The sequence below is a fragment of the Sharpea azabuensis DSM 18934 genome (assembly GCF_000702165.1).
Taxonomy (GTDB): Bacteria; Bacillota_I; Bacilli_A; order Erysipelotrichales; family Coprobacillaceae; genus Sharpea; species Sharpea azabuensis.
Genome location: NZ_JNKU01000015.1, coordinates 22,746 through 48,570, shown reverse-complemented (window position 1 = coordinate 48,570; position 25,825 = coordinate 22,746). Strand labels below are relative to the sequence as shown.

The 25,825-nt window shown below is 30.1% G+C and carries 25 protein-coding genes and 1 pseudogene; all 26 read right to left on the bottom strand.

The features are described from left to right. Positions 1–267: 267 nt before the first annotated feature. The 26 genes and pseudogenes from T529_RS13255 to T529_RS0104525 all read right to left on the bottom strand — a co-directional run bounded on the left by T529_RS13255 (position 268) and on the right by T529_RS0104525 (position 25,812). Positions 268–408 (bottom strand): hypothetical protein, encoded by a 141-nt coding sequence (locus T529_RS13255; protein ID WP_162172988.1) that lies wholly within the window; start codon positions 406–408, stop codon positions 268–270. Positions 409–606: 198 nt separating this feature from the next. After that, positions 607–1,494: a glycosyltransferase gene (locus T529_RS12515; protein ID WP_051646854.1), complete on the bottom strand. Its 888-nt coding sequence runs from the start codon at positions 1,492–1,494 to the stop codon at positions 607–609. Then, positions 1,491–2,435 (bottom strand): glycosyltransferase, encoded by a 945-nt coding sequence (locus T529_RS0104640; RefSeq protein WP_051646853.1) that lies wholly within the window; start codon positions 2,433–2,435, stop codon positions 1,491–1,493. Before T529_RS0104640 ends, T529_RS12515 begins: the two co-directional genes overlap by 4 nt. Before the next feature lie 11 nt (positions 2,436–2,446). Continuing rightward, positions 2,447–3,370 carry a glycosyltransferase gene (locus tag T529_RS0104635; protein ID WP_033162448.1) on the bottom strand — a complete coding sequence of 308 codons (924 nt, stop codon included), beginning with the start codon at positions 3,368–3,370 and terminating at the stop codon, positions 2,447–2,449. 48 nt (positions 3,371–3,418) lie between these two features. Beyond that, positions 3,419–4,381, bottom strand: a complete 963-nt coding sequence (locus T529_RS0104630) for a glycosyltransferase family 92 protein (protein WP_033162447.1) — start codon at positions 4,379–4,381, stop codon at positions 3,419–3,421. Positions 4,382–4,466: 85 nt separating this feature from the next. Next, a complete protein-coding gene (locus T529_RS0104625) occupies positions 4,467–5,783 on the bottom strand; it encodes a lipopolysaccharide biosynthesis protein (protein ID WP_033162446.1) in 1,317 nt (438 codons plus the stop codon). Next, positions 5,773–6,690 (bottom strand): glycosyltransferase, encoded by a 918-nt coding sequence (locus T529_RS0104620; RefSeq protein ID WP_033162445.1) that lies wholly within the window; start codon positions 6,688–6,690, stop codon positions 5,773–5,775. The genes T529_RS0104625 and T529_RS0104620 overlap by 11 nt, the downstream gene beginning before the upstream one ends. A gap of 460 nt (positions 6,691–7,150) precedes the next feature. Beyond that, a pseudogene (locus T529_RS13725) lies at positions 7,151–7,331 on the bottom strand (DapH/DapD/GlmU-related protein); the annotation flags it as partial. Positions 7,332–7,647: 316 nt separating this feature from the next. After that, positions 7,648–8,574, bottom strand: a complete 927-nt coding sequence (locus T529_RS0104610) for a glycosyltransferase family 2 protein (RefSeq protein ID WP_051646852.1) — start codon at positions 8,572–8,574, stop codon at positions 7,648–7,650. Beyond that, the gene (locus T529_RS0104605; RefSeq protein ID WP_033162444.1) at positions 8,564–9,379 is read right to left on the bottom strand and encodes a LicD family protein; all 816 of its coding nucleotides are present in this window, start codon (positions 9,377–9,379) and stop codon (positions 8,564–8,566) included. Before T529_RS0104605 ends, T529_RS0104610 begins: the two co-directional genes overlap by 11 nt. Before the next feature lie 111 nt (positions 9,380–9,490). Then, positions 9,491–9,853 (bottom strand): DUF2304 domain-containing protein, encoded by a 363-nt coding sequence (locus T529_RS0104600; protein ID WP_033162443.1) that lies wholly within the window; start codon positions 9,851–9,853, stop codon positions 9,491–9,493. A 1-nt stretch (position 9,854) separates the two neighbouring features. Further along, on the bottom strand, positions 9,855–10,547 hold the full coding sequence (locus T529_RS0104595) for a glycosyltransferase family 2 protein (RefSeq protein WP_033162442.1): 693 nt from the start codon (positions 10,545–10,547) through the stop codon (positions 9,855–9,857). 54 nt (positions 10,548–10,601) lie between these two features. Then, a complete protein-coding gene (locus T529_RS0104590) occupies positions 10,602–11,582 on the bottom strand; it encodes an NAD-dependent epimerase/dehydratase family protein (protein WP_033162441.1) in 981 nt (326 codons plus the stop codon). Positions 11,583–11,591: 9 nt separating this feature from the next. Then, complete coding sequence (locus T529_RS0104585) at positions 11,592–12,320, bottom strand: IspD/TarI family cytidylyltransferase (RefSeq protein ID WP_033162440.1); 729 nt, start codon at positions 12,318–12,320, stop codon at positions 11,592–11,594. Positions 12,321–12,436: 116 nt separating this feature from the next. Beyond that, entirely contained in the window at positions 12,437–13,045 is a 609-nt protein-coding gene (rfbC, locus tag T529_RS0104580) for a dTDP-4-dehydrorhamnose 3,5-epimerase (RefSeq protein WP_033162439.1), read from the bottom strand. A gap of 49 nt (positions 13,046–13,094) precedes the next feature. After that, a complete protein-coding gene (gene rfbD / locus T529_RS0104575; RefSeq protein WP_033162438.1) occupies positions 13,095–14,009 on the bottom strand; it encodes a dTDP-4-dehydrorhamnose reductase in 915 nt (304 codons plus the stop codon). After that, on the bottom strand, positions 14,009–15,040 hold the full coding sequence (gene rfbB / locus T529_RS0104570) for a dTDP-glucose 4,6-dehydratase (protein ID WP_033162437.1): 1,032 nt from the start codon (positions 15,038–15,040) through the stop codon (positions 14,009–14,011). The genes rfbD and rfbB overlap by 1 nt, the downstream gene beginning before the upstream one ends. Before the next feature lie 13 nt (positions 15,041–15,053). Next, entirely contained in the window at positions 15,054–15,932 is an 879-nt protein-coding gene (rfbA, locus tag T529_RS0104565) for a glucose-1-phosphate thymidylyltransferase RfbA (protein ID WP_033162436.1), read from the bottom strand. A gap of 153 nt (positions 15,933–16,085) precedes the next feature. Then, complete coding sequence (locus tag T529_RS0104560) at positions 16,086–16,985, bottom strand: NAD-dependent epimerase/dehydratase family protein (protein WP_033162435.1); 900 nt, start codon at positions 16,983–16,985, stop codon at positions 16,086–16,088. A 196-nt stretch (positions 16,986–17,181) separates the two neighbouring features. Further along, the gene (locus T529_RS0104555; RefSeq protein ID WP_033162434.1) at positions 17,182–19,110 is read right to left on the bottom strand and encodes a hypothetical protein; all 1,929 of its coding nucleotides are present in this window, start codon (positions 19,108–19,110) and stop codon (positions 17,182–17,184) included. 60 nt (positions 19,111–19,170) lie between these two features. Further along, positions 19,171–19,764: a Wzz/FepE/Etk N-terminal domain-containing protein gene (locus T529_RS0104550; RefSeq protein WP_033162433.1), complete on the bottom strand. Its 594-nt coding sequence runs from the start codon at positions 19,762–19,764 to the stop codon at positions 19,171–19,173. Beyond that, complete coding sequence (locus tag T529_RS0104545) at positions 19,754–21,145, bottom strand: O-antigen polymerase (RefSeq protein WP_051646851.1); 1,392 nt, start codon at positions 21,143–21,145, stop codon at positions 19,754–19,756. Before T529_RS0104545 ends, T529_RS0104550 begins: the two co-directional genes overlap by 11 nt. An 11-nt stretch (positions 21,146–21,156) precedes the next feature. Then, positions 21,157–22,212, bottom strand: a complete 1,056-nt coding sequence (locus T529_RS0104540) for a glycosyltransferase (RefSeq protein ID WP_033162432.1) — start codon at positions 22,210–22,212, stop codon at positions 21,157–21,159. A 12-nt stretch (positions 22,213–22,224) separates the two neighbouring features. Then, the gene (locus tag T529_RS0104535; protein ID WP_033162431.1) at positions 22,225–23,328 is read right to left on the bottom strand and encodes a glycosyltransferase family 1 protein; all 1,104 of its coding nucleotides are present in this window, start codon (positions 23,326–23,328) and stop codon (positions 22,225–22,227) included. Next, positions 23,328–24,347: a glycosyltransferase family 2 protein gene (locus T529_RS0104530; protein ID WP_033162430.1), complete on the bottom strand. Its 1,020-nt coding sequence runs from the start codon at positions 24,345–24,347 to the stop codon at positions 23,328–23,330. Before T529_RS0104530 ends, T529_RS0104535 begins: the two co-directional genes overlap by 1 nt. 16 nt (positions 24,348–24,363) lie before the next feature. Next, positions 24,364–25,812, bottom strand: coding sequence for a flippase (locus tag T529_RS0104525; RefSeq protein WP_033162429.1), 1,449 nt, complete (start codon positions 25,810–25,812; stop codon positions 24,364–24,366). Positions 25,813–25,825: the final 13 nt, after the last annotated feature.

Genomic DNA, 25,825 nt, shown 5'->3' with positions numbered 1-25,825 from the left:
GCAAGAAACAAAATCATGTTTTCACAGAATCTGCATAACGAATATGATTCAGGTTTTAGCGACCTGTATATTGTTGACAGGATACTGAACAGCAGAAAACAAAAAGCGAAATAAAGCAATGATCTAAAAATACGGGGACGGACAAAAACTGTGGAATCATATGCATCAGGTGCATACTGACCCCACAGTTTTTTAAAGCGAATTTAAAATTTGTCAGCTAAGACCCCACGATTTCTTAAAGCGAAATTCGTCAAACCCCACGATTATTTAAAGCGCCAAAAAAAGACTGTCCACAATCATTTGATTGTCAACAGTCTGATTTTTATTATGTCTAATGTATTGTATTACCTGATCATCCGTATCATTTAAATGAAACTCATTAATTATAACACGTTCTTCAAAATTCATATATTATCACCGACTCACTCATAAGTATGATGGAATAAAATGAAAGGGTACAAATAAGATCTTTACCTACACAATCATGCACTCTTAAATGACAAATAAGTAAAAGGTATAAGTGCTTGTATTTATAAGCTAATTCCAAATAAAAACAAATATTCAACAAAATAATGATATGTTGCTTCTCATTATTTCATGAAAAATCTATATTTTACCTAATATCATTAAGATCCTCATTACAACATCTGATGATGTTGTATCACGCCATTTATTTGATGAAAATGCCTTTTTTAATGATTTTACTAATGAATAATGCTCAGTTGCAAAAAGATTTAAAATCTTTTGGTTTTCATTCGTTAAATCATTGTAAAAACATTTTTTGTATTCAAGTGCACGTTTATGGATCTCAGATTCTGCACGTAATGTTTGAAAAAACCATTTTACCCTCTTTTTATTAGTAAAAGCAGTAACATTAGTCTTGTGGTCAATATGGAAGGCAAGAGGGATGTTATCAAAATGATATTTACCAATTCCTACTGCAATCATACCAGCCCACCAATCATGATATGTTATTTTCTCAACATCACCTTTTAACATTAACATTCTAAGCTCATTATTAACTACCATAGCAAAACCAGAATAATAGTTAGTTGTCATACATTTCTTAAAACAGTATTTAGAATCAGGATGATAATAAATATTTGATTTATTATTAACATCTTCCCCTGTATGATATGCACAATGGTAGAGTAGTGGAATATCTTGTTTATTTTGAGACAACCATTCAATTGATTTCTGTAATTTTTCAGGATACCATACATCATCTTGATCAGCAAATGAATAAAAATCATACCCATTAACTTCTTTTAACAGTTCCATAAAACTTTTTAAAAAGCCAATATTTTCCCCTTTTATAAAGTGGAAATCATACTTTTTTTGAAGACTTTCTAAGTATTTAACAAAATCTTCATTTGATCCATCATCCCTAATATACAAGTCAAAATCTTGATATGATTGCTTATAAATACTATCTATTTGTTGTTCTACGTATTCATCGCCATTATAAGTTGACATTAAAACTGCGGTCTTCATTTTTTCTTCCTACTCGCTATTTTTCTCACAGTTAATAAAAAAACTGGAAATAATTTCTTTGGTATTCTTGACATAACAATCTCAAATTTCACTACGTCTGGAGCAATATATTCATACTTCTTAAGTCTTTTTGTATCGCCTTTTTTTCTAGCATCAATAAAATCAAGGAGTTCTTTTTTATCAGGAAAATTTCCATATTTCTTAATTAAATCATTTAGAACATTTTCATTTGGTTTAATACGTGCTTTATAATAATCATCTTTCGTGTTAATCCCAACAAGAATTCCACTAACATTATTACCGTGTCTACGATAATCAACTAATGGCTCATCAATGAATGCAACAATCCCCTCTATGGCAGCACATGCAAGAGCCCACTTGTCATGTCCGGTATATGAGCTAAATGGAACTATTGATCTAGCAAAGTCACCATCAAGAACCATGCTCATTCCAACAGCAAAAGTAATTACAAGATTATACTTCATGATGTCATCACCTGTTTTCCATGAGTCATAATTTTTATTACTTACCGCTCTAACAGATGGAATGATAATGTTATCATCTTTATCGATAATTGATTTATCAGATGCAACAACTAATGCATGGCTTTTTTTCAATTCATTTACACATTTCTCAATTTTGTCATTATGCCATACATCATCTTGATCACAAAATGCTACATATTTCCCTTTTGAAGCAATTGTTAATTTTTCGAATGCCTTAGTATAACCCAAATTATTCTCTTCATATGGCAAAAAGTGTATAGGATAGTTTGTTATATATTTATTTATAAAATTTTGGCTTGTTCTTTTGTCTATACAATCATCATAAACATATAAATCAATATTTGCATATGTCTGATTGTTTATCGAAATAAGCTGTTCTCGAAGATAATCCAAATTTGGATTATAAATCGATAATAATATGTCAACTTTATCCATTTATTTGCCCCCTATGAATACATCGAAACGCGTAAAAGTCTATATATTTTCTTTAAATAATCTTTAGACGAAAATATCAATTTAATACCTAATATACAAAATTTTCCATACTGCTTTAGCTCTAATTTATTTAACATTTCATTAAAATACATATTCGATCTTAAATATGCATTAGACTTTCTTTTATTTTTGTGTTGATTAACATATTGTCCTGCTAATGATAAATCAGCAACTTTTCCATCACTGTATTGATTAGTTATATAGCGCATATATAGATATTGTTCATATAAATTTGATCGAGAAACACTGTTTTTTGTCATTCGATAATTGAGAACATTAATATTAAGATTAGAAACTTTATATCCTTTGAGTACAGCTCTTAAAGTAAAATCATAGTCTTCACAAAGCGGAATCAATCTATAACCATTTAATGATTTAAAGACTTCAATTTTTCCAAACCATGTTGGATGTGAGATTACTTGATTATATTTTAAAGCTTTTTTTATTTTATTAAAATCTGTTGGAACTGATTTAATCTTGTAAATTATATTTCCATCTTCATCTATCATTGTTGAAAGACCACCAATCAAATCATATCCGTTAGAACAAAGGTAATCTAATTGGTTTTCAAGACGATTGCTCTCTGACATGTCATCAGCATCCATTCTGCACAAATATTGCCCCGATGCGAGTTGAATACCTTTATTTAATGTCTTCGGTAAACCCATATTTTTTTCGTTAATATAGAATTTTATTCTATCATCTTTTCTTTGATACTCTTTTATCAAATCAATATGTACTGAATTCTCTGGATTATCTAAAATAATGATAAATTCAAAATCCTTAAATGTCTGGTTTAAGATTGATTCGATAGCTATTGAGAGATGCTCTTTTCTTTCTTTATATGTCGCCATTAAGACACTGATTTTAGCCATTTCGTCACCCTCTTGTGTCAATTCTTATTACAGATTAAATAAAAAATTTTAGATTCTTTTCATTTTTTCCTTCAATTTTATCATGTATTTATATGCTGTGAAATCCACACTTACATTTTCATTTTCATGAAGGAAGAAATACTCTTCATCATGAGGATTAATTTTAAAGAATACATCCCCTCTAGAACGCTTAAACTTATATTCTTCAAACGTTTTTGTAAAATAATGATTGATCTGAGCTGGTTGTTCTTTTGTATTGATCCTATCAAATTCTTTAAAAGAAATATTCCCTTCCAAATTGACAGGTGGTAAATTAATACCTTTGTATTGTGTCCAAAAACTATGATGGAGAAAACGATTCTTTGAATAATTTTTATCATAATTAAAATTTGTATTATAAAAACATTTTCCAACAATATAGTATTTTGGCCAGCATACAGTAAAATCCTCAGTTACTAAACCATTCATATCTCTTTTCATTCTTCCAGATGTACCAAACATTCTCCAATAGAGTTTTACGGCTCCTCTCTTGTTATTAAAAGGCTTCAGGAGCTCATATATACTATTTTTAGCAATAGGTATAATAAATTCATCAATATCGATAAAACCAATCCATTTACTTTCATCTTTATATTGACTAATGCAATGATTATACGATTCAATTTGTGCTTGATTCTTTGGCCATTGTACAAGTGTAACAAGACCATCTTTAATATATGGGTCTAAAACTTCCATATAATCGTCATCTGAATTATTATTATATAAATAGAAGTGTTCTATTCCAATTAAATGATTAAACTCTATCCATTCCTTTAAATAGGCAGCTTCATTTTTGAAAATTGCGCATACAGAGACATTATATTTTTTAGGATAATCTTTAGCCCTACAAAAAACATATACTATCTTATAAAAAATTAATACGAAAAAGCATATAACATTGATAAATCTTGATTTTGCAGTTAATTCATTTGTTCGATCTAATATAAAAAACTTATTTTGTTTCTTTTTCACTTTGTACACCTACACATAGACAATTAAATAATCTTTATACAACAACTACAAGTATTCCGTACAACCACTCATCATCAGTTTGGTATTATTTGCTCATTTTTTTAAATTCTCGAACTGTGATATACGGATAAACAATATTTGATATAATCATACTCACTATTGATCCCATAATAATGCCATTTACACCCATTGAGCAGTATTTTGCAAAGAATATTGATGCTGGAATATTAATAATAGCTTGTATAATAACTGCAAAAGTTGTCTCATTTACAACGCCAATCCCATTAACGAAGCTTGAGAAATTATGACTAAACATCAACATCAAGAAATATATTGCTGTTAATACAATAAGATTATTATCAAAATTCAAGTCTTTTTGGAGCCAAATTTTTGCAAATGGCTTAAAAACAAATAATGCAGTTATTGTTCCTACAAAGACAATGGCATATAAAAACATTGATTTTTTAAAAGTGAGTTTAATCCACTTATAGTCCTTTTTAGCAAATGCCATCGTATATGCTGACATCAATGGTCCGATTAATATGACATAAACGTTGTTTATCATTCCAAAATACTTATATAAAAAACTATATGGTGTAACTGCTGCTGCACCAAAAAGCTTTAAAATAAGTAAATTATCAGTTGAATTAAGTACGAGCGCTGACATCTGCAATGCAAACATTTTGATTCCAAATGACATTATTCCATTTGAATAAGAAAAATCAATAGCTTTTCTGCTAGGCTTTAAATTAGGATATTTCTTATACACATAGATTGTTTCTATAATATTTTTTATAGCTTGTGAACAAGCTTCTGCAATCGATACAAGTAATATTAAAGAAATTCCCCATTTTTTATAAAAAAGCAATCCGATGATAAAAAAAGCTTGAGCAAGCAAACTAAAAAAGTTTACTTTACTAGACTCTTGTACTGCTAATAATACATTATTAACCAATGAAAGAATAAAATTCAAACCTGCAAATGCAAAACTAATAATCAGTATTATATTGATATTTTCGTCTATAGAGTTGATTTTGAAAAACTTATCTGCACTAAAGAAAGATAGAAAGCCAATCACAAAAATAACAGCGATAAGCATAATTGCACTTACTAAAACGTATGCAACTGTTACAGTCTTCTTTGATCCTTCTTCATCATTTTTAGCTAAATATCCCGTTAATTTAAATCTTAATCCGTTACCAATTCCGAGATCAAAATAATATATCCATGATACAATTGAAAGCGCAGATGAATATACACCATACTTATAATTCCCAAGGATACCTAATAAAAGTGGTGCTGATATAAGGGAAAGTCCCATACTAAAAGCTTTATAGACCAAAGAAAGTATAGAATTTCGCGCTATAACATTACCTTTATATTTAATTTCGTTATTTCCCATGTTTTCTTACTTTCCTTTTAATTAAATTCATACTTTTTTTTACAACTGTCTTGAATACCTCTATTGGCATCAACCTGTTCCCATAATAAATTCGTAAATTGTCTTTATAGTTTTGAAGGTCGTAGGAACATGGTTTCTTTAAAATGATATAGTTTAAATAAAGCATGCATAAAAAACCATAATTATCTTCTTTGACTTTCTTTAAAGTTTTGTATGTAATATCACCATTTCTATATAATTCTAGAATTATAGATGGATATTCTACCGCAAAGGCAAAAAATAAGTTATATTTTCCTTTCTTTGTTTCATCCGTTGGTAAATCTTTCGTTATACTATGTCCATCAATAATATATTGTTTTTTCTTTCTTGCACTAAAAAGCATATCAGTATGAGGAAACAGTACATTGAATGGTTTATTCAAATCTATTTTCATGAAATCATCTCGCCACATAGCAATACCGCCTGAATAACTAGAAAAATATGACAAACCAGAAACGAACGAATCAAAGTTTTCATATACTCCTGCATTATCATCTTCTAAAAAATATACAAACGGTTTTGAAGATTGATATTTCTCCACAAACTCCAATAAGTAGTTCAATGAACCTGGTAATAGCACTTTTCTATGATTAATAAATTTAATCAGCTTTCCTGAAGCCAATTTGAATGCTTCAATTTGATTATTAAATTGTACAGCATTTGTTTTTCTATAAATTAAATTGTCATGTGCTTTGGAATAATTTTTCATAAATTCATAAAATTTTTCATTATTCCCATTATCTGTAACAATAACTTCAAATTTAGCAATTGGCTTTTCTTCACTATAAATACTGTCTAATACTGGTTTAACCCATTCGAGTATACCATTAGTAGGTATGCATAGTGATAATTGAATTTCATTACTCATAGTTTTCCCCATCTATTTTTTCACACATTATATAATTAACTTTATGCTTATTCAACATAAGTATTATCAATCCTTTATCCTATCCTATATGTATCAATACTGTAATGATCCGCTTTACCAGCTCGTTATGAATAGTCACTATATATGTTAAGCAAAATATCAACTAACGAGATTACTTTTATTACGCATTAAAGAGTATATTATTTTTCTTTTTGAACTATAAAGTTCTTATTGAAACTCTTAATGATATAACTTGCTGATGCTAGACAACCCCATAATCTATTACTTAATTTTTATTTTACACTAATCAACAATCTCTATTTGCTATTAAGTATTTTCTGATATTCCTCAATATCTACATCATTAACATTTTTATATAATAATTCTTCATATTTAATAATTGATTCTTTTGAAAGTTTACTTAAATCTAGTGTCAACAATTTATTGACTGTCTGTTGATCAAATCGATACTTAATGACCTTTGCTGGTACTCCTCCTACAATTGAATAAGATGGTACATTTTTTGTTACTACTGATCCTGCTGCTATAACTGCTCCTTGACCAATTTTTACACCACTTAATATAATTGCATTTGTTCCAATCCAAACATCATCACCTATAATAATATCTCCTTTAGTAACTGCATCATCACCATTATGAATAATGCGTTTTTTAAATGGAAATGTTGATAAATAGTTTGTTGGATGATCAGAGCTCACGACAAATGTTACTCCTTCAGCTATTGAACAGTAATTTCCAATAATTAGTTTTGCCTCTAATGTTGAAGTTATAGCTTTAATTGGTCCATAAGTTCCTTTTCCTACGCTAACACATGGAATTTTGAAAATATTTGTTGGGTAGGTATTAGTTCCATACTTCTTTTTCCAGCGATGGCGATGAACAAGCATACTTACATAGCCACCTATATCTTCAATTACTATATTCATTATTCTTCTCCTAAAGCCATCCTAATAAAATATACGTGAAATACACATATTTTGATAAACCACTTTTTTCTAGAATTCCTTTATCTTTGAATAACTCTATTTTATTATGCAAAGTATATACATTAGAAAGCTTTTCAATAGTTTTTCTTTTTCTTTCATCTTTAATCGAAAGTTTATTGATAATCTCATTTGCTGTGCATCTACGCCAAGCTAGTGCTTTTTTATTGTTAAGGTGTTTCAGTGTTGTTTTTATTATTTCAAAAGTACTTTTTGTTTTGACTCCCACTGTATTGTTTGAATGAATCCGATAATCTATATAAGATTCATTATCATAGACTATCGTCCCCATCAAATCCGCAACAAGCATCACCCAAGTGTCATGCATTCTTAAACGCAAGATTTCATCTGAAACACGTTTTTGTTCATTGACTAGAATACGAAATAATTTATCATTGAAGAGCATTGTGCATCCTGAGATTTTATTAGCAAAAAGAGTACTTAAATAGTCTGTTGGTGGTGCAGATTCAAATCGATACCCTGTTTCTTTTCCATCGATATAGAGTATTTGATTGGAGCAATACAATGCTGGTTCATCCTTACTTTGTATTCTTTGAATACCTGTTATCATTTTTCTCTTTTTCCAAATATCATCCTGATCAGCAAAAGCATAATAATCATAACCGTTAATTTGATAGAGTAAATGCATAAAACTCACTGCTGGTCCTAAATTTTGTCCATCTAGCATTAAGTGAATATTTGCGTATTTCATATCAAATTCTTTTATTATTGATAATGTACTATCTTTTGAACCATCATCTCTAATAAAGAGATGAATATCCACATCTTCTTGAGTCAAAATAGAATTTATTTGTTCACGAATATATTTTTCACCATTATATGTACTCATGACAACAGCGACTTGATTTCTATTCAACATAATATGCCTCAAAAGAATGCATTACTCGATCTTTTTCAGGAGGAAGTTTCATATAATCACCATATAATGTTTTCAGAACTTTATCATATTCGATTGGTGCTAAATATACATCATCTTCAAATTGAAGTTCCACAGTTCTATCAAACCAATTTTTCTCAAAACGATCTCTAGTAGAAGATGGCCAATGAATATTACCAATAATATTACTTGATTTTAAAGTATCTAATGAAAGTATTTTTTTTGAGCACCATGAGCTTGTTATTCCAAAGACATTAAGGAGCTTTTGAATAAGTCTTAAAATTGGTGAAAAAAATCTTAAAGCAGGACTTGCGAAATCACCTGCAATTAAAAATTTATTAATTTTTTTATAATGTTGCTGTTTATTAAATAAAGGCAAATATTCTTCATCGTTTTCTGGAAGGTATGATAAACAAAATATATCAATCCATACTCCCACAGCATATCTCTTTTTTATATTTTCTTCGTAAAGAATTGTTTTTGTATCTATTAATTTGAAATATGGATATATGTAATCTTTATTTCCAGGTGCTATAATCTTATAACGCTTTTCTTCATCTATATAAGGATTTTCTTTAGTTAGTGCCATTAATTTCTCAAATGTATCCTTTGTAATATGAAGATCAATATCGTCATCCCAAGGGATAAAACCTTCATGTCTTACAGCACCTAATAAACTCCCACCACAAAGCAAAAATTCAAATTCATGCTGCGTTGCATATTTCTTAAATTGCTTAAGTAAGTTTAATAGTATTGGCTGAATCTCATTTGATTCTATTTGTTTCATAGTTTCCACTCCCTACCTTCAAAAAATGTTCAATTTCTATGATTAATTTCAATAGACCAGAATCAGTTATTAATAAAATAATGATGATAGCAATAACGTGGTTTCAAGTACTTACTTCTTTTTATTTTCCTTTTTATCAAGATATTCCTGGTAATCTTTAATACTTAGTTTTTGAACGAGATCCCTATTTTTACCTTTTAGCTGCGAAATAAGAATAGTTTGATAAAAAAGCATGATATACATAAAAAAAATAAACATTGTAAAAATAAAATTACTAACTGATCTAAACCCTAAAACTCTTGAGATTACTGTTGGTATTTGTGGAAAAATACTGATAATAAGTAAAAATAATGACCATAAAATCCATACAATAGAATCAGATATAGCGAGATTATTTCTAGTAATTTTTTTAATAATAAAAGCAAAAGTAAATAAACTCGCAAAAATAAAAACAATTTGTTGTAATAAACTCACATTATTTACCTACCTTTCTAAAGGACTGGATAAGAAATATTGAAATAAGCTGAGTAACCATATATTTAATTGAATTAATTGGATTTAAATATGATTCACCATATTCTCTTTCACTCATTGTGACTTGAACTTCTTTTATCTTCTTCCCATTTTTTAGCATACATACAAGTGTATCTGGTTCAGGAGGATTATTCATATCATTCGCATAATGTTCAATACAACTACGATCATATGCTCTAAATCCACTTGTTGGGTCATTGATTCTTTTTCCAGTCATTAGTTTTATTGCAAAGGTAATCAAACGACTACCAAGCATTCTTGGCGTTAATGGCTTCTTCTCATTGACAAATCGTGAGCCTATTGAGATATTATTGCCTTCTTCTATTGCTTTAACTAGGTCTTTAATATAAAGTGCAGAATGCTGGCCATCCCCATCAAACTGAATTGCTACATCATAATCGTTATAAAGTGCCCATTTAAAGCCAGTTTGTACCGCACCAAATAATCCTTGATTTTGGAAGCCATTAATATAGTTATAATTATATAAATTTAATTTTTCGAGTGTATCATCCTTTGATCCATCGTTTACAACAATATAATCAACATCAGGAGCATTTTCTTTTATATCTTCAATTGTATTCTTAATATTGAGCGCCTCATTATAGGCAGGAATAATAATAAGCGTTTTTAACATACATAACTCCTTTTCAAATTTATTTCACTATATCACAAAGGTATTATTTTCCAATTATTTTTTCATATAATCTATAAGATTTATAAACATTTCTTGTAGATTAAATGATGGCTTCCATCCAATCGTTTGGATTTTCTTAGTATCCAAATTCATATGTAATACAGGAGCATAACCATGCTGGCTAATATCTTCCTCTTCAATCTTAACTTTAATAGGATATCTACTTAGTTTTGCGCATAACTTAGCCATGCCATAAATAGTACAGTATGTTTCTTCATTGGCAACATTATATGCTTCAAAGTCATGCCCATTGCTTAACGTTATAAGGATGGCTTCAACACAGTCCTCAGTATAAAGGTATGAACGTTTTGTAAGACCTTTTGTATGTAAGATAATATCTTTCCCCTCAATCGCACATCTTGCAAATTCTGCAAAAACACGTCCATCGTTATATTCGACACCTGGCCCAAATGTTTGTGTTAAGCGAAGTATACGAACTGGTAATCCATATTCTTTCCCATATGAAACACAAATATTTTCACACATACGTTTACTTTCAGGATAACAGCTTCTAACTTGCATAGTATCAATATTGGTTGAATGTGTTTCATTAATCTTTTCATCAGTTTGTGGAGCTCCATAAACTTCCATACTAGAAAGATATACAAATGCTTTAACATTATTCTTCTTTGCAAGCTTTAATGCATTCTTTGTTCCTTCAATAGCTGTTTCTAATGTTTCTATTGGTTTTTCAACAAAAGCTTTACTAGATGTCATACTTGCTGCATGAATAAAATAGTCAGCACGATAATCCTCCGCATTTAACTCAAGAATATCTGACACTATATATTCCACACAAGAATATTCTGCAAAAAGCTTCTTAGCCTTTGTTTCATTACGAACAACTGCTAGAATTTGTAAATTAAGCTGATATGCATGATTGACATCATTTAACTTCTTAACTAATGATTTGCCAATCAATCCTGTTGCTCCAGTAATAATAATTCTTTTATTCTTTAAAAATAAATAATCCATTTTAAGCTCCTATAATTCCAAACCAAATGTTTCTTTATCCTCACGATATTGTAAGAATGCTCTAAATGTATAAACATCTTCTGGCGTTGTTATCTTAATATTTCCACGATTTCCTCTTACAAGATGTGTTTTACCACCAATTGTTCTTACTATTGTAGCAGCATCTACCATATCTTTATAGCCTTCTGGTCTTTTTCTTATTTGGTCATGAGCAGCAATAATATCATCAAGGTAGAAACTCTGTGGTGCCTGTCCAAGATAGGTATGTTCTCTTATTGTTACATCATTTACTACATTATCGTCTTGTGCAATCATAACTGTTTCATATGCTGGAAAAGACGTTATTGCATTACCATACTGTTTTACACTCTCTATATTTTTTTCGATAACATTACTTGCCACAAAAGGTCTGACACCATCATGCAACAAAACAATAGAATCACCAGCATTGTCTTGTTTTGCCCTCATTAGAAGTTTATAAATGGTATCTTGTGCTGAATCTCCTCCACAAATAACGTCAACTACTTTAGTGTAATGCCCCACTTCTACTTCTTCTTTGACATGATCTATAAAACTATCTATTGTTGAAACATAAATTTTATCAATAGAGCTGTTCTTTTGAAATAAATCTATTGTATGAAATAATATTTCTTTACCGTTGATTTTTAAAAATTGTTTAGGTAAGCTAGCTCCCATGCGTGTACCCTTGCCACCTGCAAATATTAATGCGATATTCATAATTACCTCCATTGTATGCTGGTTATGCTGCTTTCTCGTTTCCTATTATACACGAAATTCATTATTTTAGAAGTTATTAAAAAGAAGCCTTATATGAAAGACTTCTTTTAGCACTTCTAAAATTTAAATGTATCCTTTAATGGTAACCAAAGCTTATCTTTATCTGAGAAGTTAAGTTCAGTACCATCATCAAGCTTGTATGATGAAGGATCTGCAGTACCCTTGTATTCACCAACAAGATGAGGCCATACAATACCAATTTCAGGATCATTCCAGGCAAGACCACTTTCATCACCCTGATGCCAGAAATCAGTCACTTTATAACAGAACTTAGCTTCATCACTTAATACTAAGAAACCATGGGCAAAGCCTTCTGATATATAGAACTGTTTATGGTTATCTTCAGTTAGTTCTACACCATACCACTTACCATAAGTCTTAGAGTTGGCTCTTAAGTCTACAGCTACATCAAATACAGAACCTTTTACAACTCTTACTAATTTTCCTTGTGGATATTGTTTCTGGAAATGTAAGCCTCTTAATACGCCCTTTGTTGAATAGGATTCATTATCCTGTACAAAGACCATATCTAAGCCTGCTTCATGCATATCTCTTTGATTATATGTTTCTGTGAAATAACCACGATCATCACCATGTACAGCTGGTGTGATGACATGTAAGCCTTCAATACCGCCTACATTCTTTTCTACTTTAATCTGTCCCATAATTTAATCCTTCTTTCTACATTGTGAAAGAGTTACCTGCAGGTAACTCTTATTCTTTGATTTCTTTTAAGTATCTTGACAGGGCATCCTGCCATGTAGGTAATGGTGTAAAGCCATTTTCTACGAGCTTAGACTTATCAAGTCTGCTGTTGAATGGACGTGCTGCTTTAGAGAGACCATATTCAGCAGTTGTCACAGGAAGCACCTTAGTATCAAGACCTGCCTGTCTATAGATTTCCTTAGTAAAGTCATACCAAGAAATATAGCCACCTTCATTAGTTGCATGATAATAGCCATACTTATCAGTTTCAACCATATCTACTAATAATCTAGCTAAATCATATGTATATGTTGGTGTACCAATTTGATCATTGACAACCTTGACTGTGTCATGTGTTTTTGCCACATTCAACATTGTCTTAATGAAGTTCTTGCCATTCAAACCAAATACCCATGCAATACGAACAATAAAGTACTTATCAAGTGTATTGGCTACTGCCAATTCACCTTCTAATTTTGTTTGTCCATAAACATTGAGTGGTTTGTAATCTTTACAATCTGGTTCCCATGGTTGTTCACCTTGTCCATCAAAGACATAGTCAGTTGAGATATAAACCATCTTTGCATCTAGTTCTTTTGCAATGTTGGCAATATTTTGTGTACCACCAGCATTAATAGCTCTTACCTTTTCTACCTTGTCATCATCTTCAGCCATATCTACTGCAGTCCAGGCAGCACAATGAATGATGACATCGGGATTGACTTCTTTAATTGTTGCTTCTACAGCAGATGCATCAGTAATGTCCAGTGAAACATAAGGCATCTTGGTAACAGGACTGTTGTCCTGAACACCAGAATATTCAGGTGCTAAGTCAGTTCCTACACCCTCATAGCCTCTTTTAGACAGCTCATTCATGACATCATGACCTAGCTGGCCAGCAACACCAGTAACAAATACTTTCATTACTTGACTTCCTTTCTATGTCCGTACATTTCTTGATAGTAATTCTGATAATCACCTGAAATAATATTTTCCCACCATTCCTTATTATCTAAGTACCACTGAATAGTCTTCTTAATACCATCTTCAAACTTAGTTTCTGGTAACCATCCTAATTCATTATGAATCTTTGTAGGATCAATCGCATATCTCATATCATGACCCTTTCTATCTTCTACATGTGTAATAAGTGATTCAGGTTTACCTAATTCCTTACAGATAATCTTAACGATTTCAATATTTGTCTTTTCGTTATGACCACCAACATTATAAACTTCACCAACTTTACCCTTATGAATGATTAAGTCAATAGCCTTACAATGATCTTCAACATATAACCAGTCACGTACATTCTTACCTTCACCATAGACTGGTAATGGTTTGTCATGTAATGCGTTGATGATCATTAATGGAATAAGCTTTTCTGGGAAGTGATATGGTCCATAGTTATTAGAACATCTAGAAATAGTAACAGGAAGGCCATATGTTCTATGATATGCAAGTACTAATAAGTCAGCACCAGCCTTAGATGATGAATATGGGCTTGATGTATGAATTGGTGTGTTTTCTGTAAAGAACAAGTCAGGACGATCTAATGGAAGATCACCATAGACTTCATCAGTAGATACCTGATGATATCTCTTAATGCCATATTTTCTACATGCATCCATTAATGTAGCCGTACCAATAATGTTTGTCTGTAAGAAGATTTCTGGGTTTTCAATACTTCTATCAACATGTGATTCAGCTGCAAAGTTTACAACGATATCTGGATGTTCTTCTTCAAATAGCTTATATACGCCTTCTCTATCACAGATATCTAGCTTTACAAACTTGAAGTGTGGGTTATCCATAACTGATGCAAGTGTTGATAAGTTACCTGCATAAGTTAACTTATCAAGACAGATAATATCATAATCAGGATGTTCTTTAAGCATATGGAATACAAAGTTAGATCCAATAAATCCAGCTCCACCAGTAACAATAATTTTCATTTTATTTCTCCTCTTAATCAATATATTTACCATCAATAATATCCTTCAAATAAGCACCATACTGGTTCTTCTTTAAAGGTTCATAAGCTTTCAGTAAGTCTTCCTTAGTGATCCAGCCATTTCTATAACCAATTTCTTCTAAGCAAGCAATCTTACGATGTTGATGCTGCTCAACTGTCTTAACGAAGTTTGTCGCATCAACTAAGCTTTCATGTGTGCCTGTATCAAGCCATGTAAATCCCTGTCCTAATAATTCTACATTCAATTGACCTTTTTGTAAGTAGATATTATTTAAATCAGTAATTTCTAGTTCACCACGTGCACTAGGCTTGATCTGCTTTGCGTATTCTACAACGTTCTTGTCATAAAAGTAAAGTCCTGTAACAGCGTAGTTTGATTTAGGATGTGCTGGCTTTTCTTCAATAGAAATAGCCTTACCTTCATCATCAAACTCAACAATACCAAATCTCTCAGGATCATCAACATAATAACCAAATACTGTAGCTCCTGTTTCTCTATTAGCTGCAGCCCTTAAACGTTTTGTAAGGCCATGACCATGGAAGATATTATCACCAAGGATCATAGCACAGCTATCACCATTGATGAATTCTTCACCAAGAATGAATGCTTGAGCTAAGCCATCAGGACTAGGCTGTACCTTATATTGCAAGTGAATACCAAACTGATGACCGTCACCTAAAAGCTCTTCAAATCTTGGTGTATCAGCTGGTGTAGAAATAATAAGAATCTCTTTAATACCTGCCTGCATCATGATTGATAATGGATAATAAATCATTGGTTTGTCATAAATAGGCAAGAGCTGTTTACTCGTTACCATTGTCAATGGGTAAAGTCTCGTACCAGACCCACCTGCAAGAATAATTCCCTTCATAGCGTCTATTCTCCTTCTTTCTTCACATGAAGTATTACAACTATAATAAAAACCATGACGAAACGTCATGGTCAATACAATCAAAACAATAAATAATTATCGGAACTCAATATTCTTTACTTAAAATTATTGTTTCCTCTAATAATCTAAAAATTATTTTACCAAGTGATGATAAAACAACTTTAATCCTTCTCTAAAGGTGCGTATTTTCATACTGTGAACTTTCATAATTTTCGAGTTATCCAGAATAACTTTTGGAACATCAACACTTCTTGCGGGTTTATAAACAACATTGGGGTTTAAGCCTAATAACTTAATTTCCTCAATAATATCATTTAGACTCATTCCTTCGTTACTACTTAAATTAAAGACTTCTTCATCACCATCATATTCGATAAGTGAACATAACATCTCGCATACATCTTCAATATATATATAGTCTCTAACAACGTTTCCATCCCCCCATATTTCAATCGTTTCATTTCTAAGTGTTTTCTTTAAAGATGCATCTACAAAGCCTACACCTTTATGAAAATCTTGACCTGGCCCGTATGGGTTAGAGATACGTGCTATTAACATTTTTGTATGAAGTTGTATATTAAAAGTCCTCATAACATTTTCAATACAAAGTTTCACTGCTCCATAATGATTAATTGGTGCTGGCAATGCAGTTTCTTTAATTGGCTGTTCGTCCTGTATGCCGTAGACTGTACCGCCTGATGATAAGAATATTACTTTAATATTTTTCTTTATACACATATCGAATAGCTTTACACTCTGTACAAAATCTCTTGAATAACCTTGCATGAATCTCTCATTAGAATTTCCTGGATTAACTGTACTTAGTGAGTGAATTATTACATCCATACCAGTTATAGCTTTTTCAAGACATTCATCATCAAAGAAATCACCAACTATATAGTTCACATCATCAACTTTTAATCTTGGTAATTGGATATCAAATGAATAAACTTCATATTTATGCTTAATTAGACAGTTCGAGAGATTGGATCCTATGAATCCATTACCTCCTATGATTAATACTTTCTTCATCTTCTGCTATTCCTTTCTTAAATGCATTGTTTTACCTATTCACGTTCATCAAAACAGGAGTTGACTTGCGCAAAAGGAATTATATTTATCTAATTTTGCTATGCTAATAGAATAATATAAAACTGATAGATAGAAACTCACAAGAAACTTTATTATATTTGTAAAGCTATATACAATATATACGTAATAATATGCGCTATTTATAATAGATATACAAGATACAATACTGCGAAGATACTTTATTTTTATAACGTTTAAAACCACTATCTTTTAATAATCTATCTCCCTTTTTATTCCACATAACAATACAATTCACTTCTGATTTTCTTTGTACATGTATAAAGGTATTAAAATTCTTTTTATTTGGATAGAAAAGAAATGCACTATATTTTTCAAACAAAGTGTCATCACCATTTCTTGCAAATGGAACACGAACTGTTGGTGCAAATTGTCTTATTGAACCAGCCAACGCAATATTAGGGATCTCTTTTTTTCGATTATACCATCTTTGATGATAATCTTGCTGGGCTGAAACAAATTGTGGTGTAAGAATGGTTAATTGTTTTTGTGTTTGCTTACTTATATCATTCAAGTCATCAGCTAAGTCAATTATAAATGATGGTGCCAAATAGCGATTATTCTTAAATACAATTAAATCTTGTTTAATATTGTTGAGTGATTTATCAACTGTCAAGGCTGATGATAAAGCAATTATTATAGATAATAGGGTAAAACCAATATTTCTAACTAAAACATTTTTGAAAATACTTGTAATATATATAAACACTTCATTTAATACTAAAATACAAGCATATAAAACAATAAGCATTGTAAAAGCAGAAACAGCACGCTTATCAACAAATGCATACACCGATGTTTTTTCAATTATATTATTCAATGGAGGTATTATAAACATTATGCAAATTAAAGCAAAAAGAATATTTGTTTTCAAATATTTCTTTCTTCTTATGAAAGCAATAAATAATATGCAAACTTCAAATATAATAATAATTGGTGATTTGAGATTATCGTATAGATGATTATAATAAACCCCATCAGTATAATTAGTTAAACTATTTTGCCAGTTGTTTCCTAATAAAAAACTAAATAAAATTAATAGAACTACATAAATCAGTATACGTTTATCTTTCATTAATATTAGATGATATGCAAGACCAACAATACCGACAACAGCTATAATAGGAATAACAACAGTAGATTTGGCCAGCAGAACAAATGCCATAATCACAAATAATAGAATTGATTTTTTCTTATCTTCTTCAAACTCTAAAACAGGGATTAATAACCAAATAAAGCCAACTGAACGAATAAGTGAAGCGCCAAAATACATGGCATGGTTTATCATCCAACCATCTCGAATATCAATTATTCCATGGATTGCTAATTGAGCTGTTTCAAAACAAAGTAACAGCATGATAATGGAATAGTATTGAATATTTTGGCGACGAACTTCTAATCCAGATACTTCTATTACTTTTTCAACAAAGGCATATATACTTACTGAGAAAATAAAGTAGTTAATAAAAGACATTACTCCACGGGCAAATAACGTTGAATATATTTTTAAGAAGTAGATATATACAGATGCTTCAATTTCAAAGCTCGTAAAATTTCGTAAATCAATTATTTTATGTACAGATGGGAACCCTGTAGTTGGATCGATAGAATACGGATTCTTTATATATGGGTAATACGCCATCCTTGCTAAATAATAAGCATCATCAGTAGTATTATTATCCCAAAGTTCAAAATTATAGATTGCAACTAAACTAGTGGCAATAAGGGCAACTAGAATGAGAAACCAATAATTTGAAACAAAACTACGAAAACCACCATCGAATAATATAATGCCATCTCTACGTATTTTATAAATCGATGCAATAAGCATCAACAAATCAACAATTAAAACAAAATAGTAGTAAATATACCAATTAATTGCAAACATTTGTGTAAAGATGCCAGCAGCTGAAACAATAAATGTATTTAGTAAATAACCATAAATAAATCTTCTAGGTGCACTGTATTTTGCACCTATTGCTGTTCCTATGATATAGATTATTGTTAAATATCCAATTATAAACAATATAGCTTTGCAATAATTCATATATTTGACCTTCTTCCAAACAGTTTTATGAATCTAACTGCTAATTTGGTTATTGAGATGTTAAGCTTTTATCTTATTAATGATATATAAGATGATTACTAATATTAAACCTAGTACAAAGCCTAAGCCTGTATATTTAATTAATGTCTTTTTATTGTTTGCTGGTTCAATAACTTTTTCATTTTCAGAATTAACAACATCAATTCTTTCTGCATGATACTTTGACATCATTTCATTTGTATAGTGTGCGATTACTGCATTCATATATTTTTTACTTTCTTTTTTTGAATCAGTACTTACTACAAGATTAAACATCTTCGTATTATCTATTTTAGTTACTGTTAAGGATTTTGTTAATTTTTTAGCATTTATTGACTTGTCATTTGCATGAATTTGTTTTGCAAAAACATTACCAGTAATAATCTGAATTGATTCATCTACAATCTGACCATCATAAGATGTATCTTCATTTGTTTCCTTTGGAACAATATAAAGAATTACATTGGCAGTATAACTTTCATCAGATGTTTTTTCAAACTTTAAAAATCCAATACTTGCAAAAATTAATGTAACTATCGCAACTAACCAGATTTTATGCACTATATATTTAAATAATTCAATTGGACTAACTTCAAATACATTCTTATTTTTCATAATCTACCTCTTTTACTTTTCTTTTAATATAAATTGGTTTTTCTGCCCAGGCTTTTACCTTGTTAAAATCGAAATAGAATACTTTAACAAGTGCAGTAACTATCAATAGTTTAATAAACGGTCCATCCATTGCTGTCTCATAGAATCGAGTTGAAAATGTACTCATCATAAGATCATTGAATAGATAAGCAAAAATGAATAGTTTTAAACTAAAACGGCCTAAAATTGTCTTATCATTTTGAATAGTACTATATGTTTTAATATAATAAAATGCCATAATTGCAGTTAAAGGGATAATTCCAATATATCCAAAATCATAAATGTATTTATAATACATCGTATACACATTCCCAATTTCAATACCATTTGAGCTAAATGTGAAATAATCAATTGTCCCTTTTGCTAATCCTGATACAGGCAAGATTCTTTCGATATAAGTATAAAATGTTCGGAACGTTTGTTCTCCAAATATATGTGTGAAACCACCAATAAAGTGTGGTGTAGCATTTACTATCCATGTATCCAAATTGACAATAGGAGCACCAATATAAATAAATAGGTATGAAGGTAAATCCCCCATCTTGTCAGAACGTCCCATAACAAATAACATTCCAATAAACAACAATACTATTACAACACCTAAAACAGCAAATTTATATAAGTTTTTTCTATTCCCAATTTTAAGTTGACCAGATTTATAGGCAAAAATATAATATAAGACTATAGCCATTGTGATAACTCTAAACAAAGGACTTCTAGATCCATTTAGAACAATAAGAACACATAATAATAATACACTTATTAAATGTAAAAGATTTATTTTTCTATCAATCACAAAATTATGAATCATTACATAAAGCATTATGTATGCGCCTACCGTAGTCAATGGATTCCCAATTCTATACAACATAGGAACTGGGACAGCTAACTTATTGAATATTGGAATCCAAAACTTGGTCATTGTATCAAACAAAGAAATCATCTCTGACAAAGACCTAGCTTTCATATCATATGCTGTTGAAAGATCTGTTAAATATACAATAAAGAAGAAAATTGTTAGTATTTGAAAGACGATTAACGCAACAACATAATTATTTGGGATTTCAATTTTTTTTGCATTATTTTCTATATTTATTTCATTATTGGTCTTACTAAAGAAAATATATGTCATACTTGAAAATATAATCAAGCCAACTGTAATTACAATTATTGTCGGTGAGTGAAGGCTTATTGCAAAATGTTTTCTGTTTAGCACACATAATAATGAATATAGAAAAAACATGAAACAAAAAATAACAGAGGGATGCAATAAATCCTTTTTTGTAATCTTATAATTGAGTATTAAAAATATAAGCGTTATTAAAAATAAAAGATAAAGCATACTACCTCCTTTTATAATAGTGCTTCTGCCTCTTTAATTGCTTTAGTCGCAAAATGTCCTTTTCTCAATTTCTTAGAAATAAACTTGACATTTTCACACAGTTCATAGTAACTGTTTTCATCCATATCGTCAAATATAGATTTCAATTCCATTAAAGAGCCTACAGCAATTCCAACTTTTTTATCCATCACATATTTCGCTTCTGCTGCATCTTTCCAAATTACGACTGGTAAGCCAGATGAAAGATATAAAGATAACTTATGTGGATTATTATATTTTAAATATTGTCCTGATTGTCCTTGGCATCCATTAATACTTGTACCATCCCATACTAAACCAAAGCCCTTATTTAAATGTGACGGAATATCGTTAGGTGGAAAGGATCCAAAATAAGTAATATTATTATTATTATTATTTTTCATTTGTTCATCGAAATTTGGGCCAAATAGATTAACTTTAATTCCTAAATTTCCCAATTCACCAATATAGCCACATTTAGTTGTATCTAAATTTCCCGCTACTGTTATGCTCTTTTCAAATGATATTTTCTTATCCTCATCGATATTCTCATCTAAGTAATCGAAGATTTCGAGATTTATAAGTTTACTGCTTTCTACTCCTAAAGACTCAAAGTATTTGAGCATTTTTTCATTATGAACAATAAATACGTCACCAATTTCAAGCATAAAGTCAAACTCATTCTTATAGTAATCGTTATATCGAAAAGCTCTCAATTTCTCGACATCATGTATTATACATATATATTTTACATTTTTCTGAGTTTTAAGTTTTTTCAAAATTCTATTTCTTGTTAACTGATTATGATGAAAAGGATTCTGAAGAAGAACAATTGAATTATTTTCTATCTTATCGAAAGCCCCATTGAAATCTTTCTTCCAAACTAATTGTCTTTGTAGTTTAGCAATTTTACTATCTTTTTGGTTTACTTGTCTTATAATGACTTTTTCATATCCTAATCTTTCAGCAATATCTGCTATGTCTCCATTTGCTTTTGTGCCTGCATGGAATCCACCATCCAATGTTTCAAAAATTTGATATTTTTCCATTTTGTAATCTCCTTAAAACAATTCTTGCAAAACTTTAGCTTCATTATTAATATCAAAATGCTTTGCTTCAAATTGTTCAATATCCACTTTTTTTCCAACATTACTATAAATATCTATTTGATTTACCCACAAGTCAATTGCATCATCATCAATTGGTAACATAACTACATTCTCATTTACTTTAGATGCATTTGAAATTTTATTTGAAATAACACAAGGTAATCCATTTGCCTGGGCTTCTAATAAAGCAATACTTAAACCTTCGAATCTTGATGGGAATGCAAATATATCCATTGCTTGTAGATAATCGTTCATATTATTTACTAAACCTTGGAATATAACTTCATTATTTAAGTTCTTTTCATTAACAAGTCCTCTAAGCTTTTCTTCATCATCACCCTTACCAATTAATAAAAGTTTATATTTCCCTGGAAATTTCCTATTAAGCTTTTCAAATACTCTTATTAAATATTCTTGATTTTTTTGGTAATGAAGTCGTCCATCATGTCCAACTAAGATTTCATTTGTTTTTATTCCTAGCTTTTTTCTATATTGATCTCTTATTTTTTCATTCGGTGCAAAATGATTCAAATCAATAGCATTATATATGAGTCGATAGTTAATTAATTTATCTCCTTCTTTACCAAAGAACCATTTATTTGCGTCCTCACTGCATGTCCAATAATCTGTAACATACTTATTTAAGTATCTTCGATGAAACTTGTGTAATATACTTCTTAATAATCCGTCCCCACCATTAGCTGCATTATGACAATGAATAATGCGTTTTGGTATGTTATATTTTTTTGCATATTTTAAATAATCAATATTGGAAAGAGAGCATGTATTGAACCACAATGCGCAATATTTGCTTGAATTCTCTTCAAAAAAAACTTTCAGATCCTTTTTGTATTTTGTAGGATTTACTGATCGAGCAGTAATCTTATGAATGATTCCACCCATTTGTTCTATTTCATCGGAGTATGCAACTGTTTCCGTATTACACAAAAATTCAAACTGAACCTTATTACGATCTATATGTCTATAGTAATTCATGATTACACTTTCCATACCACCTGGGTTATTAGTCATACCAAAAACTAATACTTTTTTCATTAAACACTCTCCTCATTTCTCTTTTTAAATTGTTTATGTCTAAACCTTACAACTAAGTACATTAAATAATACAAATGATGCTTGACGAAAAACAATGGAATAGCACGACTTTTTGACAATTTCTTATAATTCGGATGTTCCAATCCTAGTTTAAAAACATCTTCTTGACAAAGTTTTCTAAATTCATTTTTGTTTACTTGGTATTTTTTTCCATTGAATGGAGAAAATGAAAAGTTAACTGCAATAATCAATAAATGATTATTTACGAAAGTATAATAAGACTCCAAATATTTATCTCCATTCTCAGTATTCCTTATATCACTAAGGACAGCTCTCATCGCTAAAATATATCGTTGATCTAAGTCTTCTTTATACTTTCTAACAGCAGAATTCGGATTAAAAGTATAATGATATAATATTTCTGGTATATAACCAATCTTTCTTGATTTTATAGCCGTTCTGAACATCATTTCGGCATCTTCAGCAAAACTTAATTTTGGATTAAAAACGAGTTCTTCATTTTTCAACAAAGATGTCTTAATTACCTTTCCCCAAACTAAGCCTACACCTTTCTCAGGTATCAGTGTATCCCTAACAAATTCATCAATGTTTGAAGAATTAAATACTTTTTCTTCGTTGTAATAATAATGCTTTTCTTTAAGATTAGCATAATCTCTTGAGTAAGCACCCATAAGAATATCATATCCATCTTTTTTTGCTCTACTGTAGAATTCAATCAAAGTATTGACTTCATAATAATCATCCGCATCAAGAAAGGCAATATAATCACCACTCGCAAGCTCAATTCCACAATTACGTGCATTGGATACACCAGGCGTAGAATGTAATAGTTTTACATTGCTGTGTTTATCAACAACTTCTTCAACTACATCGGTTGTTTTATCAGTCGATCCATTCTCAATAATAATAATCTCGAAGCAATCGTTATCTAATAAATTATTTATTGATTGTTTAATTGTATTTTCTGCATTATACGCTGGAACAATAATAGAAAGCATAAACTACCTCACAATATTACTTTTTTATTTTATTGATAAATTGATAAAAAATTTCAGTTATTAATTGTTCTTTCAATATCAACAATATTAAGCCATATACAGCAAAGAATAGTATGGCAGATACAACAAGAGTAATAAATACCCCAAAGCCTAATTCTAATGTCCAGATAGAAATAAGCGAACTGGCAACTACTGCAATAAATATCTTATAGTACTTAATTTCCCTAAATAAGCCAGGTACCTCGCGTATAGCCACAAAATATTGCACTACTAAAACTACAAATTCTGCTGCCAACGTTCCAATAGAGGCTCCAGAAGATGCAAGTGAAGGAATCAATAACCAGTTAATAAGTAAGTCTACAATTGCACCTACAACTGTTGAAAGAAGTACAATTTTTTCATAACCGAGTGGGACAAGAATTTGAATACCTGTAATATTTGTGATGCCAATAAATAATAATGTTGGCATAATTAATTGCATTGGTAGAGTAGCTTTAATAAATGCTTTTCCAGATAATAATACTATACCTTGCTTAGCAAAGAGAATAAAGTATATCATCATTGGAACAGCAATAATAAAAACAAAATTCATTGCTTTTTTAGATAAATTCCTAAATTGTTCAAGGTTTCCTTGTTCTATGTAATATGAAGCTCTTGGAAGAAGAACTGTTCCCAATGAAGTCACAATAGATACTAATATGTTTTTTATCTTAGTTGCAGCCGTGTAATAACCTACATCTGCATCGGATTTCATAAAACCAAGCATAACAGTGTCCAAATTTGTATATATAGTAGTCGCTATAGACATGGAAAAAAATACAAGTATAGGTTTTAAATGTTTTTTTACATTATAATTTCCTACAGGCTTAAGTCCAATGTATTTATGTGCATTAAATAAATTAAGCACAAATGATCCACTGCTTGAAAATACACTAATAGCACCATAGATAACATAATCACTTTTCGAATGAACCAGTATAAACATTGCTATTAAACCAATAAATTTAAAAACAATTGATCGAATTGTAATATATGTATATTGTTCAAGTGCTTTATATAACCACTCCATACCTATTGCAGTTAAAAAAATTATAAAACTTGTAATAATATAGAGTGTTTTTTCCGAGGCAAGTTTTGGTACAAATAATACTGCCATGAATAATCCAAAATAACTTATTATAGTCATTACAAAGTTTATAAATAATAATTCATGTGCTGTTCTAGTCAATTTTTCATGATCATCTCTAACTTGTGCGCAAATACGTATGCCATACGTTGGTATACCTAGCTGGGCAAACATGCTAAAGTAGTTTATTACTGAAATTGCAAAATTAACCTTTCCCATTCCTTCTGGCATTAATATTCGTGATACATATGGAAAGGTAATTAGCGGGAAAATAAACGATGACATCGTTAGGATGGCATTCATGATAAAATTAACTTTTAGTGATTTTTGTTTAGCCATAAATTCTTTCCTT